We start from the raw sequence: 17,186 nt of genomic DNA, 5'->3' as shown, positions 1-17,186 counted from the left end.
CGGAAAGCAACAACAGACGGGGGCATTGGTGGTGACCAAGGAGCGCAAGACGCCGCAGGGCGCCCAGGATGATTCTGGGAATACCACTGCCCCCAAGAAGAAGCCAGGCAAAGGCTCCCCAGGCGGGATCCTTGGAGGGGTGGAACGGGCCAGCGCCCGCTTGGCCTCCACCGACTACTGGTTGGTCTTAGTGACAGCCACGTTCTTGTCGGTGTTCGGTGTCATCATGGTCCAGTCATCCGCCTCGGTGGAAGCGATTGCCGCCGGACGCAACGGTTTTACCGTGGCAGTGTCGCAGGCGCTTTTTGCAGTGGCGGGTATCGTTTGCATGTTGGTCATGCAGTTTATCCACCCGTTCAAACTCAAACGCTTGGCATGGCCGGCGGTATGGGCGGCGGTGATCCTGCTGTGCTTGGTGGCCTTCACACCCCTGGGACACGAAGTGCTCGGTAACCGCAACTGGATCCGAATAACCGCCACCATCGGCTTGCAGCCCAGCGAATTCGCCAAACTCTCCTTGGCAGTTTTTTCTGCATTTATGCTTGAGAAAAAACAAAACCTGCTCAGCGACGTCAAACATTTGATTGTCCCGGTGCTCGCACCGGTTGGTGCCGGGATCCTTCTTTTGGTGATGCTCGGCAAGGACGTGGGAACAGCCCTGGTGCTGATCATGATCCTAGCTACCGCCATGTTTCTTGGTGGACTGCGGATGAAATGGCTGCTGAGCCTCGGGGTGGCTGGTTTCGCGATGCTCTCGGTTGCCGTCATGGCGTCGGCCAATCGCCGCGGACGTATCCTAGCTTGGCTGGGATTGGACTGCGGTAGCGGTGACCAGTGTTACCAATCCAACATGGGTTTGCATGCCTTCGCCTCCGGTGGATGGTTCGGAGTCGGCCCAGGACAGTCCCGTTTGAAATGGTCCTACGTGCCTGAAGCGCAAAACGACTTCATCTTCTCCATCCTTGGTGAAGAATTCGGGTTTGTCGGGGTGCTTTTTGTACTGGCGCTGTTCGCAATTCTTGCTCTGGCCATGTATCGCATCGCCATGCGCGCCACCGACCTCTATACCCGAGTCCTGATGGGCTGTTTGATTGCTTGGATTATCGGTCAGACTTTCGTCAACCTGGGCACTGTTTCCGGAGTGCTTCCGGTGATCGGTGTGCCGTTGCCGTTTATCTCTTCGGGCGGCTCTGCCATGCTCGCAGTGATGCTGGCCATGGGATTCGTCCTTTCCTCAGCACGAGAGCAAAAGAAGCAACAGATGCTCAACCCCACCAACACACCAAAACCAAAAGCCTAATCCTGAACGTTCGGATGCCGCATCAGCACAACATCCGCGGCTTCACCCTTGCACTATCTTGCGTACCAACCCGAGGAGTAGATCTACACCATGAGCGAACCGATTCGACTAGTTGTCGCCGGCGGCGGCACAGCCGGGCACATTTCGCCTATGTTGGCGATCGCCGACGCAGTTAAGCATGAACACCCAACAGCACAAATTACCGCTCTTGGGTCACCTGGCGGTTTGGAAACCAAGCTTGTTCCAGAGGCCGGATACCCTTTGGAACTGATTCCCAAAGCTCCCATGCCGCGTAGCATCAACCTGGATCTGATCAAATTTCCATTCCGCTTCCTCAAGGCAATCAACCGGGCCAAAGCGGTGATGCGTGAAAGCAATGCGCAGGCTTTGCTGGGTGTCGGTGGGTATGTATGCACCCCGGCTTATCTTGCCGCAAAAAAACTCGGCGTACCGATCTTTGTACATGAGGCGAACTCAAAAGCGGGAATGGCTAACAAGCTGGGCGCGAAGCACGCCGTCGCCGTGGGGACCACCTTTGCAGGCACCGGGCTTCCCCTAGAGGAACAAGTTGGAATGCCGATGCGTTCAAACGTTGCCACCATGGACCGCTCCAGCCTTCGTGACGAAGCTCGCGCCCACTTTGGACTGACCGATGAGCGCCCGGTGCTGTTAGTCACCGGCGGCTCCTCAGGAGCCCTTAGCCTGAACACGGCCATCGCACAGAGCCTTCAGGAATTGAATGCCGCTGGCATCCGCACGGTGCACATCACCGGTCGTGGGAAACAGCTGACAGACGACGCCGGAATGCTGTTGAGCCACGAAGGCTATACACAGGTCGAATACGTTGATCGTATGGATTACGCGTACGCGGCGGCGGATCTTATGGTCTGCCGGTCGGGTGCGGGAACCGTGTGCGAGTTGGAAGTTGCGGGCACTCCCTCTGTCTTGGTCCCGCTGCCCATTGGCAACGGCGAGCAGAAGCTTAACGCCCAGGAACTGGTGCAGGCCGGTGGCGCGTTGCTGATTGACGACAAGGATTTTTCCGCTGCCTATATCGGTGCGAATATCATCCCTTTGCTGACCGATCAGCATAAACTGGAAACGATGTCGCACGCGGCCTCGTCGCTTGGACGACGCGATGCCGCACAAATCATGGCGCAAAAGATCATCACGGAAGTTTCATCCCGGGTACGCTCGGGGCAGGAAGGCTAAAACATGTCGAAGCGAGCCGAGGAGCTCATTGCCGAATTGGGCAAGGTACACCTGATGGGTGTTGGCGGTGTCGGCGTCTCTGCCGTCGCTCGACTCATGCTGGACTACGGGTTGACCGTGTCGGGGTCTGATGCCAAAGACTTGCCGGTCATGGATGACCTGCGGGCGCGGGGTGCTCGAATACATGTTGGGTATGCTCCGGAGAATCTCGGTGATGCGGATACTGTGGTGATTTCCTCAATCATCAAGGCGGGGAACCCCGAATACGATGAAGCCGTACGTCGCGGACTGCACATCCTGCACCGTTCCCAGGGCCTGGAAGCAACTATGCGCGGGCACCAGAAAGTGGTCGCGATCGCTGGAACACACGGCAAAACCACCACTACGTCGTTGACCGCGCACATGCTGAAAAACATCGGCGCAGCACCTAGTTTCGCCGTCGGAGCAAACATCCCTAGCCTGGGCACCAACGCCGAGTTGGGCCATGGCGGATACTTTGTTGCCGAAGCAGACGAATCGGATGCTTCGTTTTTGAACTACCGTCCTGATGTCATCATCGTGACCAACATCGAGGCGGACCACCTAGACCATTACGGCACCGCTGAGGCGGTGCATCAGGCATTTGTTGATTTCGCTCAGTTGTTGCCGGAGGATGGATTGCTGATTTGCTGCGCGGACGATCCCGGTGCCAACGAACTGGCACACAAGATGCGGCAGGGCCGCCCAGATCTGCGGGTACAGACCTACGGCTTCTCCGATCATGCCGATCGCCGGCTGAGCGATGCACGGGCTCTGGATAACGGACGTTTTGCCGCGACGATCGAATGGGGCAGCGGAGAAGAACGCACCCTCAACCTTGCTGTTCCCGGCCAGCACAACCTGCTCAATGCCGCCGCCGCGCTGTCGGTGGGAATCGATGCCGGGCTTGATGTTGATGACGCTTTGCAGGCCCTGGCCAGTTTCGCCGGTGCGGCACGGCGTTTCGAATTCAAGGGCGAAGTGGATGAAGTGAGAGTTTATGACGATTACGCTCACCACCCGACGGAAGTAACCGCCGCCCTTAAAGCCGGTCGCGCCATGGCCGGTGAGGGGAAACTGCACGTGCTGTTCCAGCCGCACCTCTTTTCACGGACCAAGGAATTTTATCGACAGTTCGCCAGCGCCTTGTCGTTGGCCGACAGCGTTACCTTGCTTGAGATTTATCCGGCACGCGAAGAGCCCATCGAAGGGGTCACCAGCGAATTGATTGCCGAACGTGTTCAGGTCCCGGCGCACGTGTTCACTCCGGAAGCGGCGGTGGCGCACGTGGTGGAAAACGTGGTGCCTGGTGATGTGATCATGACGGTCGGTGCCGGTGATGTCACATATCTCGGCGCGGAACTGCTCGACGCGCTGTCCTAAACCTCAGCCAACCATCGTTATTCAAGGAACCCATGGACGAATCCAGCAAGGTCGTTGAGCTTCCTCCCAGCCCGGAGAAGAAACGTCGCAAGATCGTACTCATCGGTGGCGCCGTCGTGGTGCTGCTGAGCCTTGTCGTCGTGTTGGTGCTGAGTTTCTCCCCGGTGCTCGCTGCCAAAACGATCGAAGTGAACGGGACAAAGTTGCTCAGCGAGGAGAAGCTGCTTGAGTCCTTGGCGCCGTTGGAGGGGACCCCGCTTCCGCGGATCTCTGAGTCGAAGGTCGAATCGTTGCTGGGGGATCAGCCAGCCATCGAGAGTATCGTGGTTCGCGCCCAAATGCCCGACACCTTGGTCGTAGAGATCCACGAGGCGGTGCCAGTGGCGATTTTGGTGGATGGGAAAACGAACTACCTTGTCTCGGAAACCGGAGCCAAACTCAAAAAGCTTGGTGCCAAGGACGAAACAAAGTTGCCCAAAATCAAGGCTTCGGATGCCACCAAGGATCCCGAGAAATTTAAGTTGTTAACGTCGATCCTCAGCGGAGTAGACGCCAAGGTCTTGGAACAGGTTTCCACCGCGTCGTTGACCGAGGCCGGATTCATGGAATTGGCGTTGCCGCAGAAGCGTACACTGATCTGGGGCGACGGCGAGAAAGCTGGTTTGAAAAATCAGGTGACACAGATATTCCTGAATAATGAGAAGGATGACACCGATGCCAAGAAGACCATCGACGTCTCCAACCCTGAAAACCCGGTGACCTATTAAGTGCAACGGGCTTGGGCGCGGGATGAACATTCTGGGCAAAAATTCTGGAAAGATAGTTTTCAAGTCGCGACACGCCTAGGCGGTTGTTGCGTAAAGACCATACGGCTCATAGCGTTCTAAATAACGATCGCTTGACATTAACCTAACCTTCAGGCTAAAGGTGAAGGTTTTTGTTGGGTCGGAAACATGTAGCACATCTAACAAGGGAAGCGGGACGTGGCAGCTCCACAGAACTACCTCGCGGTCATTAAAGTCGTCGGTATCGGCGGTGGCGGTGTAAACGCAGTCAATCGTATGATCGAAGTCGGTTTGAAGGGCGTTGAATTCATCGCCATCAACACCGACGCACAGGCACTGCTCATGAGTGACGCCGACGTTAAGTTGGATGTTGGACGTGAGCTGACTCGCGGCCTGGGCGCAGGCGCCAACCCTGAGGTTGGACGTCAGGCGGCCGAGGACCACGTTGAAGAGATCGAAGACGTCCTTCGCGGCGCCGACATGGTTTTTGTCACCGCAGGCGAAGGCGGTGGCACTGGCACCGGTGGCGCACCGGTTGTTGCCCGCATCGCTCGCTCCTTGGGTGCGCTGACCATTGGTGTGGTCACCCGCCCGTTCACCTTCGAAGGTCGTCGACGCGCCAACTCGGCAGAGTCTGGCATCGAAGCTTTGCGCGACGAGGTTGATACCTTGATCGTTATCCCTAACGATCGTTTGCTGTCCATCTCGGACCGCAACGTCTCGGTTTTGGATGCGTTCCGCCAGGCGGACCAGGTACTGCTTTCGGGCGTGCAGGGAATCACCGACCTGATCACCACCTCTGGTCTGATCAACCTCGACTTTGCAGACGTGAAGTCGGTCATGCAGGGCGCTGGTTCTGCCTTGATGGGTATCGGTTCGGCTCGCGGTGAAGACCGTGCGGTCAAGGCGGCCGAGCTGGCAATCGCTTCGCCGCTGTTGGAAGCTTCGATTGACGGCGCGCACGGTGTGCTGCTGTCCATCCAGGGCGGTTCGGATCTCGGGCTGTTTGAGATTAACGAGGCGGCACGTTTGGTGCAGGAAGTTGCTCACCCAGAAGCAAACATCATTTTCGGTGCAGTCATTGACGATGCGCTGGGTGATGAAGCCCGCGTGACCGTGATTGCAGCTGGCTTCGACGAGCCCGATGTGACCAGCAAGCCGATGGCTCCAGTTGCAGCCAAACCAGCGGTGAGCCGTGCAGCAGAGCCAGCTGCACCCGTTGCTCCTGTTGCCCCTGCGGTAGCGGCACCGGTTACCCCGGCTCCTGCTGAAAAGCCCGCTGCCGAGCAGAATCCATTCCAGGACTTGCCAGACGTTGTCGACTCGGACCTGAATGGTTCAAACGATGACCTGGACGTCCCGGACTTCCTGAAGTAACAACAGCAGGAAGCTGAGCTGTGCTACATTTCGCGTCGAACCTCGATCCGAGCATCCAGCTGGCATTCACTACGCAGGCCGAGGGAAACCTCGCCTTGCATGTGAACGATGACCCCCACCGCGTGGAGGAGCATCGCGCCAAACTGGAAAACTCGATCGGGGTTCGACGTTTTTCGTTACATTTCATGAATCAGATTCACTCCACGCTCATCCACACGGTCGGTAGTGCGCGACGTACCTCATGGCGCGAGCCTGCGGCGCCGACCTGTGACGCGCTGGTGGATCCCAGCGGACGCGAGTCGCTGGCAGTGATGGTCGCGGATTGTCTCCCGGTGCTTTTTGTCGGGCTCAATTCAACTACCGGCCAAACGGTGACAGGTGTTGCTCACGCAGGGCGTCGAGGACTGCTCGACGGAATCTTGACCAAAACCGTGCTAGAACTGCGTGGCCTGGGAGCAGATCGGATTGAGGCGGCTATTGGCCCTTCGATCTGCGGGAAGTGTTATGAGGTCCCGCAACAAATGGCGGTAGAGTCCGAAACCTTGAGGCCCGGTATCAGAACGCGGACTTCGTGGGGAACCGATGGACTGGACCTTCCTGCCTCGGCAGCAACTGAGCTTGGAGAACTTGAAGTCACTGTGCAACTTTCCGGAGTGTGCACTTTGGAAGATGAGCGATTCTTTTCATACCGAAGATCTACTCAATCGGGACGGCTGGCCGGACTTGTCTGGCGCGTTTAGAACCCGCTCGCGACACACCGGCGAGAAAATCTCGAATGAACATTGCTACCCGAATTCTGTGCGGTAGCGTCGAAGTAGCGGAATCATGCATGGGGTGCATGAACGGGACAACCTAGGAGAAATATCGTGGCTGACGGACTGCGTAAGGCAATGGTCTATCTCGGCTTGGCGGATGCCGTCGAGCACGAAGAGGCTGTGGTGGAAAAGTCTGAGCCGAAGCCTGCGGTCCGAGTCGTCGAAGATCCGGCTCCGAAGCGCCCCGCTGAATCCCCGCGCCCGCAGCCAGTAGTTCGCGTGGCTGCTCCGCAACCAACAGCCCCAGAACCGGATGCCGAATACCGTGCACCGGTGACCCCCATCAAGCGTGCCCCTTCAGTGAGGGATGAGGATTCCGAATTGCGTCAGATTACAACCGTGCACCCTCGTTCTTACAACGATGCCAAAATCATCGGTGAGAACTTCCGTGACGGGATTCCGGTGATTATGAACGTCACCGACATGGGTGAAACCGACGCCAAGCGTTTGGTGGACTTCTCTGCTGGCCTCGTATTCGCGTTGCACGGATCGATTGAGCGTGTCACCAACAAGGTGTTCCTGCTCTCGCCGTCAACCGTCGAGGTCCTGGGAGAGGACCGTAAGCAGTCCGAAGCCCAAGCAACCTTTTTCAACCAGAGCTAAGACGCCAGGAGCGAGCGCACAAAAATGGTGTTCGGGATTATCTATCTCGCCTTAGCGATCCTTCAGATTCTGCTTCTGATGAGAATTGTGCTGGATATAACTGAAAACTTTGCCCGCCACTGGCGGCCCAAGGGTATTGCATTGGTGGTCGCATCGGTTGTCGTATCGATAACCGACCCACCATTGAGATGGCTCCGAGGAAAGATCAAGCCGCTAGATCTAGGTGGAATCCGCCTTGACCTGTCGTTTTTGATTTTTTTCATCGTCGTCATGATTGCCAAGATCGTTGTCGGCAATCTAGGCGCCACGACTGGTATCTGAGTAGGACGTTTTCCTCCACTGAGGGGATTGTGGGCTCGGAACTTTCAAGGTAGATTCAAAGAAAAAGAGACTCGGGTGAAGACTCGATTTCGTATTTAGTGTCCAAATCGTTATATCCTTTAGGAAATAGTGCTCCGACTTCACCGGTCGCGACACTGAAGAACGGTAAGTGTTCCGTAGGGTTAGTCAAAAGCTCTACGGAAATGATCCCAGCATTGAGGTGACCCAATGGCTTTGACGCCAGAAGACGTAGTCAATAAGCGCTTTCAGCCGACCAAGTTCCGTGAAGGCTACGACCAAGACGAGGTAGATGACTTCCTCGACGAGATCGTGGTGGAGCTGCGTCGCCTAACCGGTGAAAACGAGACTCTCCGCCGTCGCCTAAGCGAACTCGGCGAAGACGCAAACGTTGTAGCCAAGGAACAGGCTGTTCCCGCTCCGGTTTCCGCTGCTCCAGCTGCTAAGCCAGCTGAGGAGAAGAAGCCTGAAGCTAAGCCTGCCGAGGAAGCAAAGGCAGCTCCGGCTCCTGCTGCTAAGCCGGTAGAAGAGAAGAAGCCTGAAGCTGCTCCTGCTGCTAAGCCGGCAGAAGAGAAGAAGGTTGAAGCTGCTCCTGTTGCAGCGCCAGCAGTGGCACCGTCGGCTGAGTCTGCAGCCAACGTTCTGGCCATGGCCCAGCGCCTGCACGACGAGTACGTTGCATCCGGTGTTGAGCAGCGCGACAAGATCATCTCTGACGCCAAGACCGAGGCAACCTCCCTGGTCACTTCGGCCGAGGAAAAGAGCCGCAAGACCCTGTCTGCCCTTGAGCAGCAGAAGTCGGTTCTGGAGCGCAAGCTTGAGCAGTTGCGTGGTTTCGAGCGCGATTACCGTGCTCGCCTGAAGACCTACATTGAAGGACAGCTGCGTGATCTTGAGTCGCAGGGTTCGATCGATGGCGCAGCAGGCAAGGCTAACTAACTGCTTGCAGTTCAATCTTTGAACTGGTCATAAAGTAAGATCATCGGTGGTGCCCGAATTATTTCGGGTGCCACCGATGACATTTAAAAGGAATTAATGGGTAACTCCGTGAGTGAATCACAAGCGGGTAGCGCCGCCTCGAAGGCCAAACGCTACACCGGACTCGGTTTGATGATCGCCTTGATTGCCGTGGTTTTGGACCAGGGGGTGAAACTGTGGGTCGAGAACAATATGGAGCTTGGCGAGTCCATTGAAGTGATCCCTGGATTTTTCGACATTCACTACATCCTGAACCCTGGCGCGGCATTCTCCATGGGGGAAGACTTCACCATCGTTTTTGCGATTCTGCAGGCAACGGTTGCAGTCATTGTTGCCTATCTGCTGTTCCGCCGGGTAAAAATCCGCAGCTGGGCGATCGTGCTCGGCTGCCTGCTAGGTGGCGTGCTGGGAAACCTGATCGACCGGATATTCCGAGACCCTGGATTGGGCTTTGGCCACGTGGTAGACATGTTCTCGGTCACCAACTTCGCAATATTCAATGTTGCCGACTCATTTATCGTTTGTTCGATGATTGTGGTTGCCTACATGCTCATCCGAGGCATCAACCTGGATGGAACCGTCGGCGAGAAGTCCAAGGACCAGAGTGCGAGCCGACCAGACGACGACCAAGATAAGCCGGCGGCATGAGCCCAACAGTGGATGCAGCGCACCATGATCTGACGGTTGATGAAGCTGATAGCGGTTCACGCCTGGATGCCTATCTGGCCAAGGCGCTGCAAATTTCACGAACCGTCGCATCCAGCCTCTGCAAAGACTCTCGGGTGCAGGTTAACGGGAAAACTATTGCCAAGTCACTAAAGCTCAAAACGGGAGACAGGCTTTCGGTATCCATTCCGGCGCAGGCTGACCCGCTGGAAATCAGGGTGGAATCCGTGGAAGATCTGAAGATCATCGCCGACGACGAGGACTATGTAGTCATCGATAAACCGGTAGGTGTCGCCGCGCATCCATCTCCTGGCTGGGTTGGTCCCACCGTCGTTGGTGCACTCATGGCGGAGGGGTACACCATTTCAACTTCGGGTGCCTCTGAACGTCAGGGCATTGTGCACCGACTGGACGTGGGAACTAGCGGCCTGATGGTTGTTGCGAAGACCGAACGCGCTTACACCGCTTTGAAACGAGCCTTTAAAGAGCGCACACCCAAAAAGATTTATCATGCGGTGGTCCAAGGCCTGCCCGACCCGCTGGAAGGCACCATTGACGCCCCGATTGGTAGGCACCCGGGCCACGACTGGAAGTTCGCCGTGCTGGAGGGTGGACGGGACTCGGTAACCCATTATCAAGTCATTGAGGCATTCGGCCGTGCCAGCCTGGTTGAAGTGCACCTGGAAACAGGTCGAACTCACCAGATCCGTGTGCATTTCTCTGCCTTCGGCCACCCCTGCGCCGGGGACCAGACCTACGGGGCAGATCCTAAATTGGGGGCCGCGCTGGGATTAACCCGTCAGTGGCTGCATGCCAAACGACTTGGTTTCGAGCATCCTGGCACCGGAGCATGGGTCGAGTACGAAAGCGAGTACCCCTCGGACCTTTCAGGGGCCCTCGAATTGCTCCGCGAGGGGAACTTCTAAGACTCGGAACTCCGCCGAAATTTCATTTATCGATACAGCCGCCTGGAGCAGACCGCCAGGTGGCTGTATCTCTTCCCACAGATGTCTCAAGGTCGCAGGACTTCAGCTGTCGCAGCGCTAGACTGGATTGGTGAGCGCGACACGTGACGGATTTGTCCATCTTCATACACACACCGAGTACTCCATGCTGGACGGTGCGGCCCGACTAGGCGAACTTTTTGCCGAGGCCAATCGCCAGGGTATGGAAGCCATGGCGATTACCGACCATGGATATCTTTTTGGTGCCTTCGACTTTTGGCGTCAGGCTACCGGGGCCGGCATTAAGCCGATCATCGGCGTGGAAGCCTACGTCACCCCGGGCACGGCCCGCAACGACAAAACTCGTGTTAAATGGCGTACCGAGGAACGTCAAAAGAGCGACGATGTTTCCGGCGGCGGTCTGTATAACCACATGACCCTGCTCTCCTACAACAACAAGGGCATGGACAACCTCTTTAAGGGTTCGTCGCGCGCGTCGTTGGACTCGGTTTTCGGCAAGTATCCACGCTGGGACCGCGAATTGCTCAACGAGCATCATGAAGGCCTGATCGCCACTACCGGTTGCCCCTCGGGTGAAGTGCAAACCAAACTTCGTTTGGGTCAATATGATGCAGCCAAGGCCGCGGCAGCTGAATTCCAGGACTTGTTCGGAAAAGAAAACTACTTCTGCGAGATCATGGACCACGGCCTGGAAATCGAACGCCGCATCACCACCGATCTGCTGCGACTGGCCAAGGAACTGAGCATCCCGCTGGTTGCTACCAACGATCTGCACTACACCCACGAGGCAGACTCCAAAGCGCACGAAGCCTTGTTGGCCATCAACTCTGGATCAACGCTCGATGAACCGACCTATGACCAGGGCGGCAGCCGGTTCGCTTTCAGCGGGTCCGGCTACTACTTGAAGAGCTCCCGTGAAATGCGTGAACTGTTTAAAGAGCTGCCCGAAGCGTGTGACAACACCCTGGAGATCGCAGACCGGGTCGACCTGTCCTTTGACACCAGCGCTAACTATATGCCGAAGTTCCCCTGCCCGCCCGGGGAAGACGAGACGAGCTGGCTGATCAAGGAAGTAGACAAGGGGCTGCACTACCGCTACCCCAATGGTGTTCCGGAGGCTTCCCGCAAGCAGGCCGACTTTGAACTTGATGTCATCATCAAGATGGGTTTCCCCGGGTACTTTTTGGTGGTGGCGGACTTTATTAACTGGTCCAAAGACCACGGGATCCGTGTTGGTCCGGGCCGTGGTTCCGGTGCGGGTTCCATGGTTGCCTACGCTATGCGTATTACCGACCTTGACCCACTGGTTCATGGCCTGATTTTTGAGCGCTTCCTGAACCCGGAACGTGTTTCCATGCCCGACTTCGACGTCGACTTCGATGATCGCCGCCGGTCCGAAGTCATTAAATACGTGACTGAAAAGTACGGCGACGAACGCGTTTCCATGATCGTGACCTACGGGTCCATCAAGACTAAGCAGGCCCTGAAGGACTCTTCGCGAGTATTGGGTTACCCATTCTCCATGGGTGAATCACTCACCAAGGCATTGCCGCCGGCGGTCATGGCGAAAGACATCCCGTTGAACGACATTGAGAATCCTGACTCTAAACGTTATGCGGAGGCAGGGGACTTCCGTAACCTCGTGGCCAACGACCCCGAAGCAAAACGAGTTTTCGAAACCGCCAAGGGGCTTGAAGGCCTGAAACGCCAATGGGGTGTGCACGCGGCCGGTGTCATCATGAGCTCGGATCCAATTATCGACGTCATTCCAATCATGCGCCGCATCCAGGACGGTCAGGTCATCACCCAATTTGACTACCCGACCTGTGAAGGCCTGGGGCTGATCAAGATGGACTTCCTCGGTTTGCGAAACCTCACGATCATCTCCGACGCACTGGTGAACGTGAAAGCCAACAAGGGCGTTGACCTTGATCTTGAGACCCTTCCGCTAGATGATCCTGCCACCTACCAGCTTTTGGCCCGTGGCGACACACTGGGCGTGTTCCAGCTTGATGGCGGTCCCATGCGCTCCTTGCTGAAGATGATGCGCCCGGATAACTTCGAAGACATTTCCGCTGTGCTCGCGCTGTACCGCCCGGGCCCCATGGGCGCTAACGCGCACACAAACTACGCGTTGCGCAAAAACAAACTTCAGCCGGTGGTACCGATCCACCCAGAGCTTGAAGAGCCGTTGGCAGATATCCTTGGCGGAACCTTCGGCCTGATTGTGTATCAGGAGCAGGTTATGGCCATCGCGCAGAAGCTCGCCGGCTACTCGTTGGGCCAAGCGGATATTCTGCGTCGTGCCATGGGTAAAAAGAAGAAGTCTGAACTGGATAAACAGTTCGCAGGCTTCAAGCAGGGCATGAACGACAATGGCTATTCCAATGAAGCGGTGCAAACACTGTGGGATATCCTGCTGCCATTCTCCGACTACGCCTTCAACAAGGCGCACTCGGCGGCCTACGGCGTGGTCTCCTACTGGACCGGGTATCTCAAGGAGCACTACACGGCCGAATACATGGCCGCACTGCTCACCTCGGTGGGTGACGACAAGGACAAACTCGCACTCTACCTCAATGAGTGTCGCCACTTGGGTATCACGGTGCTTCCCCCGGATGTTAATGAATCAGCATTGACCTTTACTCCGGTGGGCAAGGATATCCGCTTCGGTATGGGCGCCATCCGAAACGTCGGTTCGAACGTTGTGGACGGCATGGTCCAAGCACGCGAGGAAAAGAGTGCCTACAAGGACTTCAGCGACTTCTTGAACAAGGTCCCCGCGGTGGTGTGCAACAAACGAACCATTGAGTCGTTGATCAAGGCTGGTGCCTTTGACTCGATGGGCCACCCGCGCCGTGCACTGGTGGCGATCCACGAAGAAGCCGTCGATTCGGTAATTCAGCTTAAGCGCAACGAGGCGGCCAATCAGTTTGACCTGTTCAGCGCGTTGGATCCTTCCGAGGCATCGGATGCGATGACCGTTGCGGTTCCCGACCTCCCGGACTGGGAGAAAAAGGAAAAGCTGGCCTACGAACGAGACATGCTGGGCCTATACGTCTCGGATCACCCGCTGCAGGGTTTGGGGTCGGCGCTAGAGCAGTATGCCGACATGTCAGTGACCCACGTGCTCTCAGACGACGGCCCGCAGGACGGCCATATCATTTCCATTGCCGGCATGATTTCCGGTTTGCAACGACGCATCGCCAAAAAGAGTGGCAACCCGTATGCGCGGTGCGAGGTGGAAGACCTCTCCGGTTCTATGGAAGTGATGTTTTTCGGGCAGGCCTACCAACCGATCGCTGAGATCTTGGCCGATGACCTCATTGTGGTTGTCAAGGGCCGGGTGCAGCGTCGTGATGACGGTTCGATCACGCTTAATGCGCAGGAAATGATGATTCCCGAGCTGTCAGAGGATGCCAACGGCGGCCCTGTGGTTATCGGAATCCCAACGCACAAGGCCACGGAATCCCTGGTTCAACAGCTGGGTGATGTGCTGCGTACTCACAGCGGGAATACCGAAGTTCGGGTGAAACTCACCGGAAGCCGTGGAACCTCGCTGATGCGGTTGGGGATGAACTTCCGAGTGAATCCGAACCCGGCATTGTTTGGTGATCTCAAGGTTCTTCTCGGCCCACACTGTCTGGACGTGTAAGACACACCGAATTGTTGTTCTGCGCCAAATGACCGGGTGAGGTAACCAATGGATGCCGCACCCGGTTATCGGCGTTAAAATAGGTTTGTGACTTCCAATCCAGTAACCGTATTTTCCGAACTAGCAACCCTTGACTGGCGCACCGAGGACTTCAGCTACGCTCAGCTCAAAGCCAACCTGCCGCGTCCTGCCATCAACTCGCAGACCGCCGCCGAAACGGTCCAGCAGATCATTGATGACGTTCGCACCCACGGGATGGACACACTCAAGGAGCTAGCCAAACGATTCGACCAGGTCGACTTGGAGCATACCCGGGTGCCGCAGAGCGAACTGGACAAGGCGCTTGAACAGCTGGATCACGAGGTTCGCCAGGCTCTGGAAGAATCGATCTCCCGGGCCCGTCGCTTCGCGGCAGCTCAGGTGCCAGCGGATACGGTGGTTGATTACAGCCATGGCGGCACCGTAACGCAGCGGTGGGTACCGGTGCGCCGGGTGGGTCTCTATGTCCCCGGTGGGCTGGCAGTTTATCCTTCGTCGGTCATCATGAATACCGTTCCAGCCCAGGCCGCAGGAGTTACCTCTCTCGCCTTGGCCAGCCCCCCGCAAAAAGAATTTGGCGGCCTGCCGCACCCGACCATTCTGGCTGCCGCAAAACTGCTGGGGATCACCGAAGTTCATGCAATGGGTGGGGCGCAGGCGGTAGCCGCCTTTGCCTACGGTGTAGACATGCCTGGCGACCCGCGTGGTGGCATCGAACCGGTCGACGTGATTTCCGGGCCCGGAAACGTGTTTGTGGCAACGGCCAAACGCCTCGTGAAGGGCGTTGTCGGAATTGACGCGGAGGCCGGGCCTACCGAGATTGCGATTCTTGCCGATGGCACGGCCAAGGCGAGCTTTGTTGCGGCGGATATGATTTCGCAAGCCGAACATGACTCCAACGCGGCGGCGGTCCTGGTAACGGATTCACCGGAATTGGCTGACGCTGTGCGCAATGAGCTGGCTACTCAGGTCGCAAGCACCAAACACAGTGAACGTGTTCGGCAGGCGCTGTCGGGAAGCCAGTCGGCAATCATTTTGGTGAACTCTGTGGATCAGGGGGTCGAGGTTTGTAATGCGTACGCCGCCGAACACCTGGAGATCATGACCGCGAACCCCGCACAGGACGCGGCTCGGATTACCGCTGCAGGCGCTATTTTTGTTGGCGACTATGCGCCGGTTTCCCTCGGCGACTACTGCGCGGGATCGAATCACGTGCTCCCGACCAGCGGTACCGCACTGCACGCCTCGGGACTGAACGTGAACACGTTCCTGAAAGCCGTTCAGGTAATCAACTATGATCGCTCTGCCCTGGGTGACGTGGCTGCGCACGTGATCAATTTGGCCAATGCGGAGGACCTTCCGGCCCACGGGGACGCGGTCGCCGTGCGTCAAGCGAACTAAGCGCTAAACTTATACATGACAAGTATGAATTTCGGAAGGTGCACCCTGTGAAATTCAGTTTTAGTAGTGAGTTGGAGGTGTCATGAACTGCCCTTATTGCCGCAATGCAGATTCTCGTGTGGTTGATAGTCGAGTTGCTGATGATGGCGTCTCCATTCGTCGGCGCCGGCAGTGCACCGAGTGTTCTCGCCGATTTACCACCATTGAGACCGCAAGCCTCAGTGTTCTGAAACAGTCTGGTGCGGTAGAGCCTTTTTCGCGCAACAAGGTGATCAACGGTGTTCGCAAGGCTTGCCAGGGACGACCGGTCACGGATCATGACCTGGCAATCTTGGCCCAGGAAGTTGAAGAGGCGGTGCGGACCTCGGGGGCCGCAGAAATTCCGGCACATCAGGTGGGTTTGGCGATCCTCGATCCGCTGTCTCGATTAGATGAGGTTGCCTACCTGCGTTTTGCCAGCGTTTATCACAATTTCCAGTCACTTTCGGATTTTGAGGCTGCCATGGAGAAGCTGCGTGACCAGCGCAGTTCCACCCCGCAGGGAACTCAGCGCCCACTGACGGCCGACTGAAATTAGCTGCATGAAAAAGGCGTTGGATTGAACCCAAGCAAGAAGAAGGGTTCAGCCCAACGCCTTTTAACGTTGTTGTTGCTCCAGCGGCCTGCTGCTAGGGCAGGGTCAGGATTTCGGCACCCGAATCGGTGACCAACAAGGTGTGCTCAAATTGCGCGGTGCGCTTTTTATCTCGTGTGGTCACCGTCCAGTCATCAGCCCACATATCCCATTCAACGGTGCCCAGGGTAAGCATCGGCTCGATGGTGAAGACCATTCCTGTTTCAATCAGGGTGTTGTAGGCCGGCGCCGCATCGTAGTGGGGGATGATCAAACCCGAATGGAACGACTCGCCTACGCCGTGGCCGGTAAAGTCGCGAACCACCCCGTAGCCGAATCGTTTGGCGTAGCTTTCGATGGTGCGCCCTATGACGTTGATCTCCCGGCCCGGCATGACTGCCTTGATGGCGCGCTTGAGCGAATTCTCGGTGCGTTCAACTAGCAAGCGGGACTCTTCATCCACGTCTCCGACCAAAAATGTTGCATTGTTATCACCATGCACACCGCCAATGAATGCGGTGATATCGATGTTGATGATGTCGCCGTCCTGCAACACGGTGCTGTCCGGGATCCCGTGGCAGATCACCTCGTTCAACGAGGTGCACAATGACTTGGGGAAACCCCGGTAGCCGAGGGTGGACGGGTAGGCCTGGTGATCCAGGAGAAACTCGTGGCCGATGCGGTCTAACTGATCGGTAGTGACCCCTGGCTGGCAGGCCTTCCCGACTTCTGCCAGGGCCTGGGCCGCAATGCGGGAGGCAATACGGATGCGTTCGATGACTTCCGGGCTCTTGACCTCTGAAGCGGTACTCTTTGCCGGCTCAACTTTACCTACGTACTCCGGTCGTTCAATACTTTTTGGTACCGGGAGCTGTGGGCCGAGAACGCCCGCGGTGAGATTTCCAATTGGTGCAGTTGAGACAGTAGCCATACAGGTATTCTAGCGTTTTCAACCCCCGCCATTTGTTGCCGGGCCGGTCTTAGAACATATGTCACAAGGAAAACCAGGGTGATGCGCTAGCGTTGAGGTTGGCAGA

15 protein-coding genes are annotated in these 17,186 nt (G+C 56.9%); 14 read left to right on the top strand and 1 reads right to left on the bottom strand.

Features of this window, described 5'->3' with window-relative positions; translation table 11 throughout:
* The first annotated feature begins 28 nt into the window (after positions 1–28).
* The 14 genes from ACIOWL_RS19305 (at position 29) to nrdR (ending at position 16,107) form a co-directional block, all read left to right on the top strand.
* On the top strand, positions 29–1,300 hold the full coding sequence (locus ACIOWL_RS19305; RefSeq protein WP_400388984.1) for an FtsW/RodA/SpoVE family cell cycle protein: 1,272 nt from the start codon (positions 29–31) through the stop codon (positions 1,298–1,300).
* A gap of 90 nt (positions 1,301–1,390) precedes the next feature.
* On the top strand, positions 1,391–2,512 hold the full coding sequence (gene murG / locus ACIOWL_RS19300) for an undecaprenyldiphospho-muramoylpentapeptide beta-N-acetylglucosaminyltransferase (protein ID WP_400388981.1): 1,122 nt from the start codon (positions 1,391–1,393) through the stop codon (positions 2,510–2,512).
* Positions 2,513–2,515: 3 nt separating this feature from the next.
* Positions 2,516–3,913: a UDP-N-acetylmuramate--L-alanine ligase gene (gene murC, locus ACIOWL_RS19295; RefSeq protein ID WP_400388978.1), complete on the top strand. Its 1,398-nt coding sequence runs from the start codon at positions 2,516–2,518 to the stop codon at positions 3,911–3,913.
* A 32-nt stretch (positions 3,914–3,945) separates the two neighbouring features.
* Positions 3,946–4,680: a cell division protein FtsQ/DivIB gene (locus tag ACIOWL_RS19290; protein ID WP_400388975.1), complete on the top strand. Its 735-nt coding sequence runs from the start codon at positions 3,946–3,948 to the stop codon at positions 4,678–4,680.
* Positions 4,681–4,896: 216 nt separating this feature from the next.
* Positions 4,897–6,075: a cell division protein FtsZ gene (ftsZ, locus tag ACIOWL_RS19285; RefSeq protein WP_400388972.1), complete on the top strand. Its 1,179-nt coding sequence runs from the start codon at positions 4,897–4,899 to the stop codon at positions 6,073–6,075.
* 20 nt (positions 6,076–6,095) lie between these two features.
* Positions 6,096–6,815, top strand: a complete 720-nt coding sequence (locus ACIOWL_RS19280) for a polyphenol oxidase family protein (protein ID WP_400388969.1) — start codon at positions 6,096–6,098, stop codon at positions 6,813–6,815.
* A 126-nt stretch (positions 6,816–6,941) separates the two neighbouring features.
* The gene (locus ACIOWL_RS19275) at positions 6,942–7,493 is read left to right on the top strand and encodes a cell division protein SepF (protein WP_400388966.1); all 552 of its coding nucleotides are present in this window, start codon (positions 6,942–6,944) and stop codon (positions 7,491–7,493) included.
* A 24-nt stretch (positions 7,494–7,517) separates the two neighbouring features.
* Positions 7,518–7,814, top strand: a complete 297-nt coding sequence (locus ACIOWL_RS19270) for a YggT family protein (protein ID WP_400388963.1) — start codon at positions 7,518–7,520, stop codon at positions 7,812–7,814.
* Positions 7,815–8,042: 228 nt separating this feature from the next.
* Positions 8,043–8,771 (top strand): DivIVA domain-containing protein, encoded by a 729-nt coding sequence (locus ACIOWL_RS19265; RefSeq protein ID WP_400388960.1) that lies wholly within the window; start codon positions 8,043–8,045, stop codon positions 8,769–8,771.
* 108 nt (positions 8,772–8,879) lie between these two features.
* Positions 8,880–9,458 (top strand): signal peptidase II, encoded by a 579-nt coding sequence (lspA, locus tag ACIOWL_RS19260; RefSeq protein ID WP_400388957.1) that lies wholly within the window; start codon positions 8,880–8,882, stop codon positions 9,456–9,458.
* The gene (locus ACIOWL_RS19255) at positions 9,455–10,402 is read left to right on the top strand and encodes an RluA family pseudouridine synthase (protein WP_400388955.1); all 948 of its coding nucleotides are present in this window, start codon (positions 9,455–9,457) and stop codon (positions 10,400–10,402) included. The genes lspA and ACIOWL_RS19255 overlap by 4 nt, the downstream gene beginning before the upstream one ends.
* A 130-nt stretch (positions 10,403–10,532) precedes the next feature.
* Entirely contained in the window at positions 10,533–14,096 is a 3,564-nt protein-coding gene (gene dnaE, locus ACIOWL_RS19250; protein ID WP_400388952.1) for a DNA polymerase III subunit alpha, read from the top strand.
* An 87-nt stretch (positions 14,097–14,183) separates the two neighbouring features.
* Positions 14,184–15,536 carry a histidinol dehydrogenase gene (gene hisD / locus ACIOWL_RS19245; protein WP_400388949.1) on the top strand — a complete coding sequence of 451 codons (1,353 nt, stop codon included), beginning with the start codon at positions 14,184–14,186 and terminating at the stop codon, positions 15,534–15,536.
* An 82-nt stretch (positions 15,537–15,618) separates the two neighbouring features.
* Positions 15,619–16,107, top strand: a complete 489-nt coding sequence (nrdR, locus tag ACIOWL_RS19240; RefSeq protein ID WP_400388946.1) for a transcriptional regulator NrdR — start codon at positions 15,619–15,621, stop codon at positions 16,105–16,107.
* A gap of 97 nt (positions 16,108–16,204) precedes the next feature.
* Here the strand turns inward: nrdR and map are convergent, their stop codons facing one another.
* On the bottom strand, positions 16,205–17,080 hold the full coding sequence (gene map / locus ACIOWL_RS19235) for a type I methionyl aminopeptidase (RefSeq protein ID WP_400388943.1): 876 nt from the start codon (positions 17,078–17,080) through the stop codon (positions 16,205–16,207).
* Between the last annotated feature and the right edge of the window lie 106 nt (positions 17,081–17,186).

Source organism: Glutamicibacter sp. NPDC087344 (genome assembly GCF_044744225.1).
GTDB lineage: Bacteria > Actinomycetota > Actinomycetes > Actinomycetales > Micrococcaceae > Glutamicibacter.
This window is presented reverse-complemented; position numbering and strand designations above follow the sequence as displayed.